This window comes from Streptomyces fodineus (assembly GCF_001735805.1).
GTDB classification, from domain to species: domain Bacteria; phylum Actinomycetota; class Actinomycetes; order Streptomycetales; family Streptomycetaceae; genus Streptomyces; species Streptomyces fodineus.
On record NZ_CP017248.1, the window covers coordinates 3,501,019 to 3,514,779 of the forward strand.

A 13,761-nucleotide genomic window follows, 5' to 3' on the forward strand; every position below is an offset into this window, starting at 1 on the left:
CGTCCTAAGCGACGTTGACGCGCTGACCGGGCGGGGCTGCCTCCAGCCACGCGAGAAATCCGGTCAGCGCGTCTTCGCTCATGGCGAGTTCGAGGCGGGTGCCCCGATGGGTACAGGCGAGGACCACCGCGTCGGAGAGCAGCGCCAGCTCCTCCTCACCCTCGGGCAGCCGGCGGCCGGCCACCTCGATGGCGGCGCGCTCCAAAGTGCGGCGCGGGCGGAAGGCGTAGGAGAAGACGCGGTACCACTCGATGCGGTCGCCGTTGTAGCGGGCGACGCCGTAGGACCAGCCCTTGCCGCTGGCGTCCGGTTTCTCGGCCACGTCCCAGCGCAGGGAACAGTCGAAGGTCCCGCCGGAGCGCTGGATGAGCCTGCGGCGCAGCCCGAACAGGAACAGTCCCGCCACCACGAGCGCGACCACGATCCCGCACACAGTCAGAGCGAGGACCATCGGCACCGACCTCCTCGTCTCCTAGGAACTGCTTCTGTTACTGAGTAATGAAACGGAAAAAACACCCACATCTGCCTCAGCCGCGACCGGCACCGGATTGCTCCGGGCCGGCCGCGGCTGAGTGACGTCATACGGCAGCCGTGCGTGGGCTCAGCGCGCCGCCGCCGCACGCAGGCGGACGTCTGCGCGACGCTCGGCGGCGGCGTCGCCCTCCGCCTTCGCCCGCTCCAGTTCCCGCTCCGTGCGCTGGACATCGATCTCGTCCGACAGCTCGGCGATCTCGGCCAGCAGGGACAGCTTGTCGTCCGCGAACGAGATGAAACCGCCGTGCACCGCGGCGACGACCGTTCCACCATCACTCGTACGGATGGTCACCGGGCCCGACTCCAGCACACCGAGCAGCGGCTGGTGACCGGGCATGACGCCGATGTCGCCGGACGTGGTGCGCGCGACGACCAGGGTGGCCTCACCGGACCAGACCTGGCGGTCGGCGGCGACCAGCTCGACGTGCAGCTCAGCAGCCAAGGGTGGCTCCTCGGGTCACCACCCGGCGGTTCTGCCGGGTGTTGGGGTCAATTCTAGTGGGCGTGGATGAGGGGGCGGGACGCACCCCGCCCCCTCACGAACTCAAGGAGTTCAGGAGACGCCCAGCTCCTTGGCGTTGGCCTTGAGGTCCTCCAAGCCACCGCACATGAAGAACGCCTGCTCCGGGAAGTGGTCGTACTCACCGTCGATGATCGCGTTGAACGCGGTGATCGACTCGTCCAGCGGCACGTCCGACCCGTCGACGCCGGTGAACTGCTTGGCGACGTGGGTGTTCTGGGACAGGAAGCGCTCCACGCGACGGGCACGGTGGACGACGAGCTTGTCCTCCTCGCCGAGCTCGTCGATACCGAGGATCGCGATGATGTCCTGGAGGTCCTTGTACTTCTGCAGGACCGTCTTCACGCGCATGGCGGCGTTGTAGTGGTCCGCGGAGATGTAGCGCGGGTCCAGGATCCGGGACGTGGAGTCCAGCGGGTCCACGGCCGGGTAGATGCCCTTCTCGGAGATCGGACGGGACAGAACCGTCGTCGCGTCGAGGTGGGCGAAGGTGGTGGCCGGGGCCGGGTCGGTCAGGTCGTCCGCGGGGACGTAGATCGCCTGCATCGAGGTGATCGAGTGACCGCGGGTCGAGGTGATGCGCTCCTGGAGGAGACCCATCTCGTCGGCCAGGTTCGGCTGGTAACCCACCGCGGACGGCATACGGCCGAGCAGCGTGGAGACCTCGGAACCGGCCTGCGTGAAGCGGAAGATGTTGTCGATGAAGAACAGCACGTCCTGCTTCTGGACGTCACGGAAGTACTCGGCCATGGTCAGGCCGGCCAGCGCGACGCGCAGACGGGTGCCCGGGGGCTCGTCCATCTGACCGAAGACCAGCGCGGTCTTGTCGATGACGCCCGAGTCGCTCATTTCCTCGATGAGGTCGTTGCCCTCACGAGTGCGCTCACCGACACCGGCGAACACGGAGACACCGTCGTGGTTGTTGGCGACACGGTAGATCATCTCCTGGATGAGCACCGTCTTACCGACGCCGGCGCCGCCGAACAGGCCGATCTTGCCGCCCTTGACGTACGGGGTGAGCAGGTCGATGACCTTGACGCCCGTCTCGAACATCTCGGTCTTGGACTCGAGCTCGTCGAAGTTCGGGGCCTTGCGGTGGATCGGCCAGCGCTCGCCGTCGTAGGTCTCGTCGACGTTCAGCACCTCACCGAGGGTGTTGAACACCTTGCCCTTGGTGAAGTCGCCGACGGGGACGGAGATGGCCGCGCCCGTGTCGGTCACCGGGGCCTGGCGGACCAGACCGTCGGTGGGCTGCATGGAGATGGTGCGGACCAGGCCGTCACCCAGGTGCTGGGCGACCTCCAGGGTCAGCGTCTTCTTCTCGCCCGCGTTCGCCGGGTCGGCGACCTCGACGTGCAGGGCGTTGTAGATCTCCGGCATCGCGTCGACGGGGAACTCCACGTCGACGACCGGGCCGATGACCCGGGCGACGCGGCCCGTAGCCGTCGCGGTCTCAACAGTGGTGGTCATTTATCGGTCACTCCCCGCGGTCGCGTCGGCCAGGGCGCTCGCGCCACCGACGATCTCGCTGATTTCCTGGGTGATGTCGGCCTGGCGGGCCGCGTTGGCAAGCCGGGTGAGGTTCTCGATGAGCTCACCGGCGTTGTCGGTGGCCGACTTCATCGCGCGCCGCGTGGCGGCGTGCTTCGAAGCGGCCGACTGGAGCAGCGCGTTGTAGATACGGCTCTCCACGTACCGCGGCAGCAGGGCGTCGAGGACGTCCTCCGCCGAGGGCTCGAAGTCGTACAGCGGGAGGATCTCCCCCTTGGGGTGAGCCTCCTCGGCGACCTCTTCGAGGCGCAGCGGCAGCAGCCGGGCGTCCAGCGCCGTCTGCGTCATCATCGAGACGAACTCGGTGAAGACGATGTGGAGTTCGTCCACACCGCCCTGGGCCGTGTCCTTCTCGATGGCCTCGATCAGGGGCGCCGCGACCTTCTTGGCGTCCGCGTACGTCGGCTCGTCCGTGAAGCCCGTCCACGACTCCGCGACCTTGCGCTCACGGAAGTTGTAGTGGGCGACACCGCGCCGGCCGACGATGTACGTGTCGACCTGCTTGCCGTCGCGCTCCAGGCGCTCGGTCAGCTGCTCCGCCGTCTTGATGGCGTTGGAGTTGAAGGCGCCTGCGAGGCCACGGTCGCTCGTGAGGAGCAGGACCGCGGCACGGGTCGGGTTCTCCGCCTCCGTGGTGAGCGGGTGCTTGGTGTTCGAGCCGGTCCCGACCGCCGTGACCGCGCGCGTCAGCTCGGTCGCGTACGGCGTGGAGGCCGCCACCTTGCGCTGCGCCTTGACGACGCGCGAGGCGGCGATCATCTCCATCGCCTTGGTGATCTTCTTGGTCGCGCTGACGGATCGGATGCGACGCTTGTAGACCCGGAGCTGGGCTCCCATGAGTCAGGTCCCTTCCTTACGTCACTTGGCGGCAGCGGCAGGAACGTCCTCGCCGAGCAGCTTGCCGTCGCTCGTCTCGAACTGCTTCTTGAACTCCGCCACGGCGTCGTCGATCGCCTGGATCGTGTCGTCCGACATCTTCGCGCCCTCCTTGATGGAGGTCATCAGGCCCTGGTGCTTCCGGTGCAGGAAGTCGATCAGTTCCTTCTCGAAGCGGCGGATGTCGGCGACCGGGACGTCGTCCATACGGCCGTTGGTGCCGGCCCAGACGGAGACGACCTGGTCCTCGGTGGCCATCGGCTGGTACTGGTCCTGCTTCAGCAGCTCGACCATGCGCGAACCGCGCTCCAGCTGCGCCTTCGAGGCCGCGTCCAGGTCGGAACCGAAGGCGGCGAACGCCTCCAGCTCACGGAACTGGGCGAGGTCCACGCGGAGGCGGCCGGAGACCTGGCGCATCGCCTTGTGCTGGGCGCTGCCACCGACTCGGGAGACGGAGATACCGACGTTCAGCGCGGGACGCTGACCGGCGTTGAACAGGTCCGACTCCAGGAAGCACTGGCCGTCGGTGATGGAGATGACGTTGGTCGGGATGAACGCCGAGACGTCGTTGGCCTTGGTCTCGACGATCGGCAGACCGGTCATCGAACCGGCGCCCATGTCGTCGGAGAGCTTGGCGCAGCGCTCCAGCAGCCGGGAGTGCAGGTAGAAGACGTCACCCGGGTAGGCCTCACGGCCCGGCGGGCGGCGCAGCAGCAGCGACACGGCGCGATAGGCGTCGGCCTGCTTCGACAGGTCGTCGAAGATGATCAGGACGTGCTTGCCCTCGTACATCCACTGCTGGCCGATGGCCGAACCGGTGTACGGCGCCAGGTACTTGAAGCCGGCCGGGTCGGACGCCGGGGCGGCGACGATGGTCGTGTACTCCAGGGCGCCGTTCTCCTCCAGCGCGCGGCGCACGCCGGCGATGGTGGAGCCCTTCTGGCCGATGGCGACGTAGATGCAGCGGACCTGCTTCTTCGGGTCGCCGGTGCGCCAGTTGTCGCGCTGGTTGATGATCGTGTCGACGGCCAGGGCGGTCTTGCCGGTCTGGCGGTCACCGATGATCAGCTGACGCTGACCACGGCCGATCGGGGTCATCGCGTCGACGGCCTTGTAGCCGGTCTCCATCGGCTCGTGCACCGACTTGCGCTGCATGACCGTGGGGGCCTGCAGTTCCAGCGCACGGCGGCCGGACGTCTCGATCTCGCCGAGGCCGTCGATCGGGTTGCCGAGCGGGTCGACGACGCGGCCGAGGTAGCCCTCGCCGACCGCCACGGAGAGGACCTCACCGGTACGCGTGACCGGCTGACCCTCCTCGATGCCGCTGAACTCACCGAGGACGATGGCACCGATCTCGCGCTCCTCGAGGTTGAGGGCGAGGCCGAGGGTGCCGTCCTCGAACTTCAGCAGTTCGTTGGCCATGGCCGAGGGAAGACCCTCGATCTTCGCGATGCCGTCGCCGGCAAGGGTGACCGTACCGACCTCCTCGCGCGAGGCCGCGTCCGGCTTGTACGACTGGACGAAGTTCTCCAGCGCGTCCCGGATCTCCTCCGGCCGGATCGTGAGCTCCGCCATCTGGGTTCCCTGCTCTCCTTGTTGGGCCCGAAGTTTCACTTGGGGGGGATGGGGACTCCCCCCTGTAAGAGGTGAATCCTCTGCACGGCCCAACCAGGGCCGTAATTGCGTACTGCTTTTTGAGTTGCTGCTAGCTCGCCATGCGGCGGGCGGCGTCGTCCAGCCGGTCCGCGAGGGAGCCGTTGATGACCTCGTCACCGACCTGCACCCGGATGCCGCCGATCACCTCGGGGTCCACGTCCAGGTTGAGGTGCATCCGCCGGCCGTAGAGCTTGGCGAGGGCGGCGCCGAGGCGCTGCTTCTGGCCGTCGCCCAGCGGCACCGCCGAGGTGACGACGGCGACCATGCGATCCCGGCGCTCGGCGGCGAGCTTGGACAGGGACTCCAGTCCCGCTTCCAGGCTACGTCCACGCGGCGCGGTCACAAGGCGCGTCACCAGACGCTCGGTGACCGGCTTGGCCCGTCCGCCGAGCAGCCGGTGCAGCAGCTCGGTCTTGGCGGCCGGGCCGGCGGCACGGTCGGTCAGCGCGGCGCGCAGCTCGGTGCTGGAGGAGACGATCCGGCCGAACCGGAACAGCTCGTCCTCGGCGTCGTCGAGCGTGCTCGTCCGCTCCGCGGCCGTGAGGTCGGCCATGTTGGCCAGCTCCTCCAGCGCGTCCACCAGGTCGCGGGGCTGCGACCAGCGGGAGCGCGCCATTCCGGCCACCAGGTCGGCGGTGGGCCCGCTGACCTGGCCACCGATCAGTCGCTGGACCAGCTGCGCCTTGGCCTCTGCGGGCTGCGCCGGGTCGGTGAGGACCCGGCGCAGGCCGGCCTCGCGGTCGAGCAGCGCGGTGACGGCCGCCAGCTCGTCCGCGAGCGATGCGGCGTCCACGGACGTGGAGTCCGTCAGCGCGTCGAGACGCTCACGTGCGGCTGCCAGGGCCTCGCGGCTCGCTCCGTTCATCGCGTGGCCTCGGCCTTCTCCTCGAGCTCGTCGAGGAAGCGGTCGATCACACGGCTCTGGCGGGCGTGGTCCTCGAGGGACTCGCCGACGAGCTTGCCGGCCAGTTCGGTGGCGAGCTTGCCGACGTCCTGACGCAGCGTCTGCGCGGCGGCCTTGCGGTCGGCCTCGATCTGGGCGTGACCGGCGGTGACGATCTCCTCGCGCTGCCGCTGGCCCTCGGCCCGCATCTCGGCGATGAGCGCGGCACCCTGCTCCTGCGCCTCCTGGCGCAGGCGCGCGGCCTCGTGCCGGGCCTCGGCGAGCTGAGCCTTGTACTGCTCAAGGACGCTCGCGGCCTCCACCTTCATGGCGTCGGCCTCTTCGATACCGCCTTCGATCGCCGCGCGGCGCTCCTCCAGAACCTTGTTGATGTTCGGAAGCAGCTTCTTCCAGAAGAAGAAGAACACGATGGCGAAGGCGATGGTGCCGACGAGCAGCTCGGGCTTCTCGGGAACGAGCGGGTTCTGCTCGGTCTCGGCCGCCAGCTGTACCAGGTTGGCGATCACATCAGTGCCTTTCGTCGAAACGTGTCGGTGGGTGGGCTAATTACCGACCGAACACGAACGGCATAACGATGCCGATGAGGGCGAGCGCCTCACAGAAGGCGAAGCCCAGGATCTGGTTGGCGCGGATCAGACCGGCGGCCTCGGGCTGGCGGGCCAGGGCCTGCGTACCGTTACCGAAGATGATGCCGACGCCGATGCCGGGGCCGATCGCAGCGAGGCCGTAGCCGATCGAGCCGACGGAGCCGTGAACACCAGCGGTGGCGGCGAGGGTCTCAAGAGCAGCGGACATGCCGGTTCTTCCTTCTCTTTCATGGACCGGTGGGGGTTGGCCACCGGACGTCTGGGGGTTGGCGGGGGTGGTACGGCTCAGTGGTGCTCGGCGAGAGCGCCCTGAATGTAGGAACAGGCAAGGAGTACGAAGACGTACGCCTGGACGGCCTGGACGAAGAGCTCGAAGCAGATCATGGCCATGGTCATGATGAACGACACGCCGGCCGCCGGGACCATCCAGCTGTTCAGCAGGTACCAGGAGGCCACGGTGAACATGACCAGCATCAGGTGACCGGCGAACATGTTGGCGAAGAGTCGCACCGCGTGCGTGAACGGGCGGACCAGCAGGTTCGAGAAGAACTCGATGACCATGACGAGGGGCAGCACGCCGCCCAGCGACTTGTCGTAGCCCGTGACGTTCTTGAAGAAGCCGACGAAGCCGTGCTTCTTGAAGGTGAGCGCGACCCAGGTGATGTAGACGATCGCGGCGAGCACCGCCGGGAACGCGATGACCGAGGACACCGGGAACTGTGCCAGCGGGATCACGGACCAGACGTTCATGATCCAGATGAAGAAGAACAGCGAGACCATGAGCGGGACGTACTTCTCGCCCTCCCGCTTGCCGAGGGTCTCGTACACGATGCCGCGGCGCACGAAGTCGTAGCCGGCCTCGCCGACCATCTGGAGCTTGCCCGGGACGACCTTGGCCTTGCCGAAGGCGGCCCAGAAGAAAGCGACGACGAGCACGGTGGTGACGAGCGCGAGCAGCATCACCTTGTTGAACTCGAAGCCCCCGACCGTGACGAGCGGCTTGAACAGGAAGGACTGCAGGCCCGGGGCCGGGAAGCCACACCCGTTGTCGGACATGATCCGGCAACTCCAGTCAAAGGCGAGCTGGGTCTGGTCAGCACTCACCGCGGGCTCCTTCGGCGTGACGCATGGGTACGGCAACCTCGTTGTGTCGGCGCGGCGCAGGCCGCGGATCGGCACCGGACTTGGTGTTACGGATGTGGGGGCGGCTGAGGGGCATCGAGCCTCGCGATTGAGCAGGCGTCAGCTCAGGTGCCCGCGCCCGCGATGCCGCAGTTGGCACCGGACGATAGCAGGAGATCTCACAAGCCTTTATCCCGCCCCTACCCCTCACGGCTTCGGCCCTGTCTTCTCGGGCTTCTCACTCTTCGCGGAGTCCGGGTCGACGTAGAAGATCTTGGCCTTCATGTGCGCGCGAGCCTGCGCGGCCATCCACACGACGGTCGCGACGACGAGCGACACGGCGAACGTCTTCGCGTTGAAGAGAGAGGTGTCCTTGAAGACAGCGACGAAGATCAGGAGGAGCAGCAGCTGGGCGACGTAGAGCAGGAGGCCCATCATCTGGAACAGCTGCGGGAGCGTTTTTGCCGTCCACTGCAGCACGTACAGACCGATTCCCATGAACAGGATGGCCAGGACCGTGCCGACGGCCGCGCCGAGTGCGCCCTTGCCCCCCGCGACCCCGGCGCTCACGGCGACGGAGATCACGCCTGCGATCGCTGTGGGCACAGCGATCTGCAGAAGGTTCCGGGCGTCTTTGGACGGCATGGCGGCAACTCCGCTTTCACAAGGGGGCAGGGTGTCGTCATGGACGAGCGTAGTCCCGGGCTGAGTGATCGAGACCTCACACCAATGGACCGTCGCACTACGGTCCTTCGGCTCTATCCCGGGTTCTCGTGAACCGTATCACAAACTATTTGATGAGGTCTTTACCTGCTAGGTGTGCTTGCTGTCACACATGAGAGTGACAGCGCCCGTCTGTGCAGAAACCGGGCCCAGTTGTCTGGTATTAGGGGGCTTTGCTCCCCCATGAACGGGCAATGCTCTAGTCAGATTCTTACCTTGAGTCGTCTAACGACGATCAACGAAACGCGAACGAGGGCCGATCGCGGTCGCGCCGTTGACGCCCGAGATCCCGGCGTGGACGGGGGCCCGTTCCCCGGCCTCCTCCGTCGCGGCGGCCTCCACCGGCACGGCCGCCCCGGCCGTACGGCGCCGCGGCCGGTAGCGCGGCGGCACGAAACGCTGCGCCCAGACCGGCACCCGCGGCGTGAAGCGCGGGAGCAGCAGCAGGACCAGGCCGACCGCGCTGAGGAAGACCACGCCGAGCACGATCCACATCGAGGCGGAGTTGACCGAGTACGCCAGCGCCCCGAAGGCGATCAGCGCCGACCAGAAGTACATGATCAGCACGGCCCGGCTGTGCGAGTGGCCGATCTCCAGCAGCCGGTGGTGCAGATGCCCGCGGTCCGCGGCGAACGGGGACTGGCCGCGCCAGGTGCGCCGGACGATCGCGAGCACCAGGTCCGCCGTCGGGATCGCGATGACCGTCAGCGGCAGCAGCAGGGGGACGAAGACCGGAACGGTGGCCTGCACGGTCTCCCGCTCGCTGCCCTGGAAGAACAGCCGCATCGCGTCCGGATCCACCTGGCCGGTGAGGGAGACGGCCGCGGCGGCGAGCACCAGGCCCAGCAGCATCGAGCCCGAGTCGCCCATGAAGATGCGGGCGGGATGCATGTTGTGGGGCAGGAAGCCCAGGCACATACCGACCAGGCACGCGGCGAAGAGCGTCGCGGGAGCGGCCGCCTCGATGTTGTAGCCGTACCAGATCCGGTACGCGTACAGGAAGAAGGCCACGGACGCGATGGCGACCATGCCGGCCGCCAGGCCGTCGAGTCCGTCGACGAAGTTCACGGCGTTGATGGTGATCACGACCAACGCGACGGTGAGCAGCGTGCCCTGCCACGAGGTCAGCGCGACGATGCCCACGCCGGGCACCGGCAGCCACAGGATCGTCAGGCCCTGTACGACCATGACGCCCGCGGCGATCATCTGGCCGCCCAGCTTGATCAGCGCGTCGATCTCGAACTTGTCGTCCAGGACCCCGATGAGCCAGATGAGCGCGGCGCCGGAGAGCAGCGCCCGGGGTTCGTTGGAGGTCTTGAAGATCTCGCCGACGTTCGTCAGATGGCTGGCGACGAGCAGACCCGCGCACAGCCCGAAGAACATCGCGATACCGCCGAGCCGGGGCGTGGGCTCCCGGTGGACGTCACGGGCCCGGATCTCGGGCATGGCACCGGCCACGATGGCGAACTTCCGCACCGGCCCGGTCACCAGATACGTGACCGCGGCCGTGATGAGCAACGTCAGCAGAAATTCACGCACAGATATGCCCCACGAGTTCCGGTAGCCGACCTCAAGCTCACACAATAAACCCCGGGCTCGTACCCGGAGCTGCGAGCGACGGGATGGGCACAGCCTTGTATCCGTACGCGGACGTACGGATACGGCGGCCACGGCGGTGTCCGGCTCGCCACCCGTCGGTCACTCCGGGTACGGCGGAAAGTCACCTGTGAGCAAGCGCACCTCGTCCCGGGCCCCGGCCGGGTCGGTCGCGCCGCGCAGCACCGCCGCCATCAGGGCCGCGATCCGCACCATCTGCGGCTCCCCCATGCCCTGGGTGGTCACCGCGGCCGTACCCAGGCGCAGGCCGCGGCCGTCGCCGTGCGGCAGCGCGCAGCAGTCCAGGACGATCCCGGCGGCGGCGAGCCGGCCGCGTGCGCTGCGGCCGTCCACGCCGAGCGGGGCGGGGTCGGCGGTGATCATGTGGGTGTCCGTGCCGCCGGTGGTGACGGTCAGGCCCTCGGCGGCCAGGTGACCGGCGAGCACCCGCGCGTTGGCGACCACCTGATGGGCGTACTCGGTGAACGCCGAAGTGGCCGCCTCGCCGAACGCCACCGCCTTCGCGGCGATCGTGTGCATCTGCGCGCCGCCCTGGGTGAAGGGGAACACCGCCCGGTCGACGCGCTCGGCCAGCTCGCTGCCGCACAGGATCATCCCGCCGCGCGGCCCGCGCAGCACCTTGTGGGTGGTCGCGCACACGATGTCGGCGTACGGCACCGGGTTCGGCGCCGCCCCGCCGGCGACCAGCCCGATGGGATGCGCGGCGTCGGCGATCAGATAGGCCCCGACCTCGTCGGCGACCTCGCGGAAGAAGGCGTAGTCGATGTGCCGGGGGTAGGAGATCGACCCGCACACGATCGCCTTCGGCCGGTGGTTGCGGGCGAGGTGACGTACCTGGTCGTGATCGATGAGCCCGGTCTCGGCGTCCACCCCGTACCCCACGAAGTCGAACCAGCGGCCGGAGAAGTTCGCGGGCGAGCCGTGGGTGAGGTGGCCGCCGTAGTGCAGACCGAGGGCGAGGACGGTGTCGCCGGGGCGCAGCAGGGCGGCGTAGGCGGCGAGGACGGCCGAAGAGCCCGAGTGGGCCTGGACGTTGGCGTGCTCGGCGCCGAACAGCTCCTTGGCGCGGTCGACGGCGGCGCGCTCGGCGACGTCGACGATCTCGCAGCCGCCGTGGTGCCGGGCACCGGGGTAGCCCTCGGCGTACTTGTTGGCGAGCGGCGAGCCGAGGGCGGCGAGCACGGCCGGCGAGCAGAAGTTCTCGGCGGCGATCAGCTGCAGGGTCGTGGACTGCCGGGCCGCCTCCGCGAGCAGGATCTCGGCCATCGCCGGGTCCTGACGCCGCAGGACGTCGGTCTCGAGGGTATGGGTGACCGACATGGCGGGCTCCCGGGCGGTCGACGGTGACGTATCCCCAATGTAGGCCGGGGACAGCCGGGACGCCCGGTATCTGCGTCCAACCGCCTACATCCGCGCCGGAACCCCGGTCAGCGCCGTCACCACCGGATCCAGCGCCTGATGTATCTCGTCCCCGATCGACCGGAAGAACGGAAGCGGTGCCCCGTACGGGTCGTACACCTCGTCCGCCTCCGCCGTGGGCGCGAGCAGCCACCCGCGCAGCGCCGCCGCCGCACGCACCAGCGCGCGGGCGCGCATGACCACGCCGTCCTCCAGCGGCGGCAGCGTGGCCGGGTCTATCGCCCGGACCAGGCGGGTGAACTCCTTCAGGGTGAACGTGCGCAGGCCCGCCGAATGCCCCATCGAGATGACCTGCGCCCGATGGTCCCGGGTGGCCGTCAGCACCAGGTCGGCCCTGATCACATGGTCGTCGAGCAGCTCCCGGCCGAAGAACCCGGAGGCGTCCGCGCCGAACTCCGACAGCACGGCCTCCGCGTTGGCCTCCATCGGGGCGCCCTCGTGGCCCCAGGTGCCCGCGCTCTCCACGATCAGCCCGCCGCCGAGCACGCCGAGCCGCTCCGCCACGAAGTGGCGGGTCAGCCGCTCGGTGATGGGCGAGCGGCACACATTCCCGGTGCTGACATGGAGGATGCGGAAGGTGTCGCGCGGAAAGCCGAACGTCGTCGTCTCCTCCGCGAGACGCTCCCCCATTCCTATGCCACGCCCCGCTTCAGGGGCCGTCAATTCGCCACCTCGAGGTCGGGTACGACCTTGCGCAGCTCCTCCGGCGAGATCGCGCCCTCGCGCAGCAGCAGCGGCACCCCGCGGGAGACGTCCACGATGGACGACGGCACGTTGCCCGGGGTCGGGCCGCCGTCGAGGTAGACGGAGACGGAGTCGCCCAGCATGTTCTGCGCGGCGTCGCAGTCCTCCGGCGCCGGGTGGCCGGTGAGGTTGGCGGAGGAGACGGCCATCGGGCCGACCTCGGTGAGCAGCTCGATCGCGACGGGGTGCAGCGGCATGCGGATGGCCACCGTGCCCCGGGTGTCGCCGAGGTCCCACTGGAGGGACGGCTGGTGCTTGGCGACCAGCGTCAGCGCGCCCGGCCAGAACGCGTCGACGAGCTCCCAGGCCAGCTCGGAGAAGTCCGTGACGAGGCCGTGCAGGGTGTTCGGGGAGCCGATGAGGACAGGGGTGGGCATGTTGCGGCCCCGGCCCTTGGCGGCGAGCAGGTCGGCGACCGCCTCCGCGGAGAACGCGTCGGCGCCGATGCCGTACACCGTGTCGGTCGGCAGCACCACCAGCTCGCCCCGGCGGACGGCGGACGCGGCCTCGCGCAGACCCGTCGCGCGGTCGGTCGCGTCGTTGGTGTCGTATCGCCGTGCCATGTCTAGCGGGCCTCCTCGTACACGTAATGCGGGACTTCGGAAAACACTGCCGTCGGGCCGCTCACGGCAGGGCCTTGCGGGCGGTCGCGAACCGGGGGCGGTTGTTGAGGTCGGGGTGGTCGGCCGCGTCGGCCCAGCCCCGCTCCTCGGTGAAGATCCACGGCACCTGGCCGCCCTGGGTGTCGGCGTGCTCGATCACAACGACGCCGCCGGGCCGGAGGAGACGGTGCGCGGTGCGTTCGATGCCCCGGATCAGGTCGAGGCCGTCCTCGCCGGAGAACAACGCCAGCTCGGGGTCGTAGTCACGGGCCTCGGGAGCCACGTACTCCCACTCGGTGAGCGGGATGTACGGCGGGTTGGAGATGACCAGGTCGACCTGGCCGTCGAGGTCCGGGAAGGCGCCGAGGGCATCGCCCTGCCGCAGGTCCACCCTGGAGCCCGCCACGTTCTTGCGGGTCCACACAAGGGCGTCCTCGGACAGCTCCACGGCGTGCACGCGGGAGCGCGGGACCTCCTGGGCGAGGGCGAGCGCGATGGCGCCGGAGCCGGTGCACAGGTCGACGATGCACGGCTCGACGACGTCCATGGCGCGCACGGCGTCTATGGCCCAGCCGACCACGGACTCGGTCTCGGGCCGGGGCACGAAGACACCCGGCCCGACCTGGAGCTCCAGATAGCGGAAGTAGGCCCGCCCGGTGATGTGCTGCAGCGGCTCGCGCTGTTCGCGCCGGGCGATGACCTCCCAGTACCGGGCGTCGAAGTCCGAGTCCTTCACGGAGTGCAGTTCGCCCCGCTTCACGCCGTGCACGAACGCGGCGAGCTCCTCCGCGTCGGTGCGCGGCGAGGGCACGCCGGCGTCGGCCAGCCGCTGGGTGGCCTGGGCCACCTCCGCGAGCAGCAGGTTCACGCAAGTCCTCCGTGTCGTGCTCGTACGTGCGTAGGTGT

General features: G+C 68.9%; 15 protein-coding genes. All 15 read right to left on the bottom strand.

The window, feature by feature from the left end; all coding sequences use genetic code 11:
- Positions 1-4: 4 nt before the first annotated feature.
- A complete protein-coding gene (locus BFF78_RS14240) occupies positions 5-451 on the bottom strand; it encodes a DUF2550 domain-containing protein (protein WP_069778686.1) in 447 nt (148 codons plus the stop codon).
- A 150-nt stretch (positions 452-601) separates the two neighbouring features.
- Positions 602-976, bottom strand: a complete 375-nt coding sequence (locus BFF78_RS14245) for a F0F1 ATP synthase subunit epsilon (protein WP_067129289.1) — start codon at positions 974-976, stop codon at positions 602-604.
- Positions 977-1,087: 111 nt separating this feature from the next.
- A complete protein-coding gene (gene atpD / locus BFF78_RS14250; RefSeq protein WP_069778687.1) occupies positions 1,088-2,524 on the bottom strand; it encodes a F0F1 ATP synthase subunit beta in 1,437 nt (478 codons plus the stop codon).
- Positions 2,525-3,442, bottom strand: coding sequence for a F0F1 ATP synthase subunit gamma (locus tag BFF78_RS14255; RefSeq protein ID WP_069778688.1), 918 nt, complete (start codon positions 3,440-3,442; stop codon positions 2,525-2,527).
- A 21-nt stretch (positions 3,443-3,463) separates the two neighbouring features.
- Positions 3,464-5,056, bottom strand: a complete 1,593-nt coding sequence (gene atpA / locus BFF78_RS14260) for a F0F1 ATP synthase subunit alpha (protein WP_069778689.1) — start codon at positions 5,054-5,056, stop codon at positions 3,464-3,466.
- A 130-nt stretch (positions 5,057-5,186) separates the two neighbouring features.
- Positions 5,187-6,002 (bottom strand): F0F1 ATP synthase subunit delta, encoded by an 816-nt coding sequence (locus BFF78_RS14265; protein WP_069778690.1) that lies wholly within the window; start codon positions 6,000-6,002, stop codon positions 5,187-5,189.
- Entirely contained in the window at positions 5,999-6,547 is a 549-nt protein-coding gene (locus BFF78_RS14270; RefSeq protein WP_069778691.1) for a F0F1 ATP synthase subunit B, read from the bottom strand. The genes BFF78_RS14265 and BFF78_RS14270 overlap by 4 nt, the downstream gene beginning before the upstream one ends.
- 40 nt (positions 6,548-6,587) lie before the next feature.
- Complete coding sequence (gene atpE, locus BFF78_RS14275; protein WP_069778692.1) at positions 6,588-6,836, bottom strand: ATP synthase F0 subunit C; 249 nt, start codon at positions 6,834-6,836, stop codon at positions 6,588-6,590.
- A gap of 77 nt (positions 6,837-6,913) precedes the next feature.
- Positions 6,914-7,684 (bottom strand): F0F1 ATP synthase subunit A, encoded by a 771-nt coding sequence (gene atpB, locus BFF78_RS14280; protein ID WP_069778693.1) that lies wholly within the window; start codon positions 7,682-7,684, stop codon positions 6,914-6,916.
- Between the two features lie 273 nt (positions 7,685-7,957).
- Positions 7,958-8,395 carry a hypothetical protein gene (locus tag BFF78_RS14285; RefSeq protein WP_069778694.1) on the bottom strand — a complete coding sequence of 146 codons (438 nt, stop codon included), beginning with the start codon at positions 8,393-8,395 and terminating at the stop codon, positions 7,958-7,960.
- Between the two features lie 303 nt (positions 8,396-8,698).
- Positions 8,699-10,012: an MraY family glycosyltransferase gene (locus tag BFF78_RS14290; RefSeq protein WP_069778695.1), complete on the bottom strand. Its 1,314-nt coding sequence runs from the start codon at positions 10,010-10,012 to the stop codon at positions 8,699-8,701.
- 159 nt (positions 10,013-10,171) lie between these two features.
- Complete coding sequence (locus tag BFF78_RS14295; protein ID WP_069778696.1) at positions 10,172-11,410, bottom strand: serine hydroxymethyltransferase; 1,239 nt, start codon at positions 11,408-11,410, stop codon at positions 10,172-10,174.
- Positions 11,411-11,494: 84 nt separating this feature from the next.
- Positions 11,495-12,172, bottom strand: coding sequence for an arsenate reductase/protein-tyrosine-phosphatase family protein (locus BFF78_RS14300; protein ID WP_069778697.1), 678 nt, complete (start codon positions 12,170-12,172; stop codon positions 11,495-11,497).
- On the bottom strand, positions 12,169-12,816 hold the full coding sequence (locus BFF78_RS14305; RefSeq protein ID WP_069778698.1) for an L-threonylcarbamoyladenylate synthase: 648 nt from the start codon (positions 12,814-12,816) through the stop codon (positions 12,169-12,171). Before BFF78_RS14305 ends, BFF78_RS14300 begins: the two co-directional genes overlap by 4 nt.
- A gap of 61 nt (positions 12,817-12,877) precedes the next feature.
- Positions 12,878-13,723: a peptide chain release factor N(5)-glutamine methyltransferase gene (gene prmC, locus BFF78_RS14310; RefSeq protein WP_069778699.1), complete on the bottom strand. Its 846-nt coding sequence runs from the start codon at positions 13,721-13,723 to the stop codon at positions 12,878-12,880.
- Between the last annotated feature and the right edge of the window lie 38 nt (positions 13,724-13,761).

Bases quoted from the DNA above. Each gene is read 5' to 3' on its own strand.
- BFF78_RS14240 (WP_069778686.1), bottom strand. From the start codon at position 451: ATGGTCCTCGCTCTGACTGTGTGCGGGATCGTGGTCGCGCTCGTGGTG.
- atpD (WP_069778687.1), bottom strand. From the start codon at position 2,524: ATGACCACCACTGTTGAGACCGCGACGGCTACGGGCCGCGTCGCCCGG.
- BFF78_RS14255 (WP_069778688.1), bottom strand. From the start codon at position 3,442: ATGGGAGCCCAGCTCCGGGTCTACAAGCGTCGCATCCGATCCGTCAGC.
- atpA (WP_069778689.1), bottom strand. From the start codon at position 5,056: ATGGCGGAGCTCACGATCCGGCCGGAGGAGATCCGGGACGCGCTGGAG.
- BFF78_RS14265 (WP_069778690.1), bottom strand. From the start codon at position 6,002: ATGAACGGAGCGAGCCGCGAGGCCCTGGCAGCCGCACGTGAGCGTCTC.
- atpE (WP_069778692.1), bottom strand. From the start codon at position 6,836: ATGTCCGCTGCTCTTGAGACCCTCGCCGCCACCGCTGGTGTTCACGGC.
- atpB (WP_069778693.1), bottom strand. From the start codon at position 7,684: ATGTCCGACAACGGGTGTGGCTTCCCGGCCCCGGGCCTGCAGTCCTTC.
- BFF78_RS14285 (WP_069778694.1), bottom strand. From the start codon at position 8,395: ATGCCGTCCAAAGACGCCCGGAACCTTCTGCAGATCGCTGTGCCCACA.
- BFF78_RS14295 (WP_069778696.1), bottom strand. From the start codon at position 11,410: ATGTCGGTCACCCATACCCTCGAGACCGACGTCCTGCGGCGTCAGGAC.
- BFF78_RS14305 (WP_069778698.1), bottom strand. From the start codon at position 12,816: ATGGCACGGCGATACGACACCAACGACGCGACCGACCGCGCGACGGGT.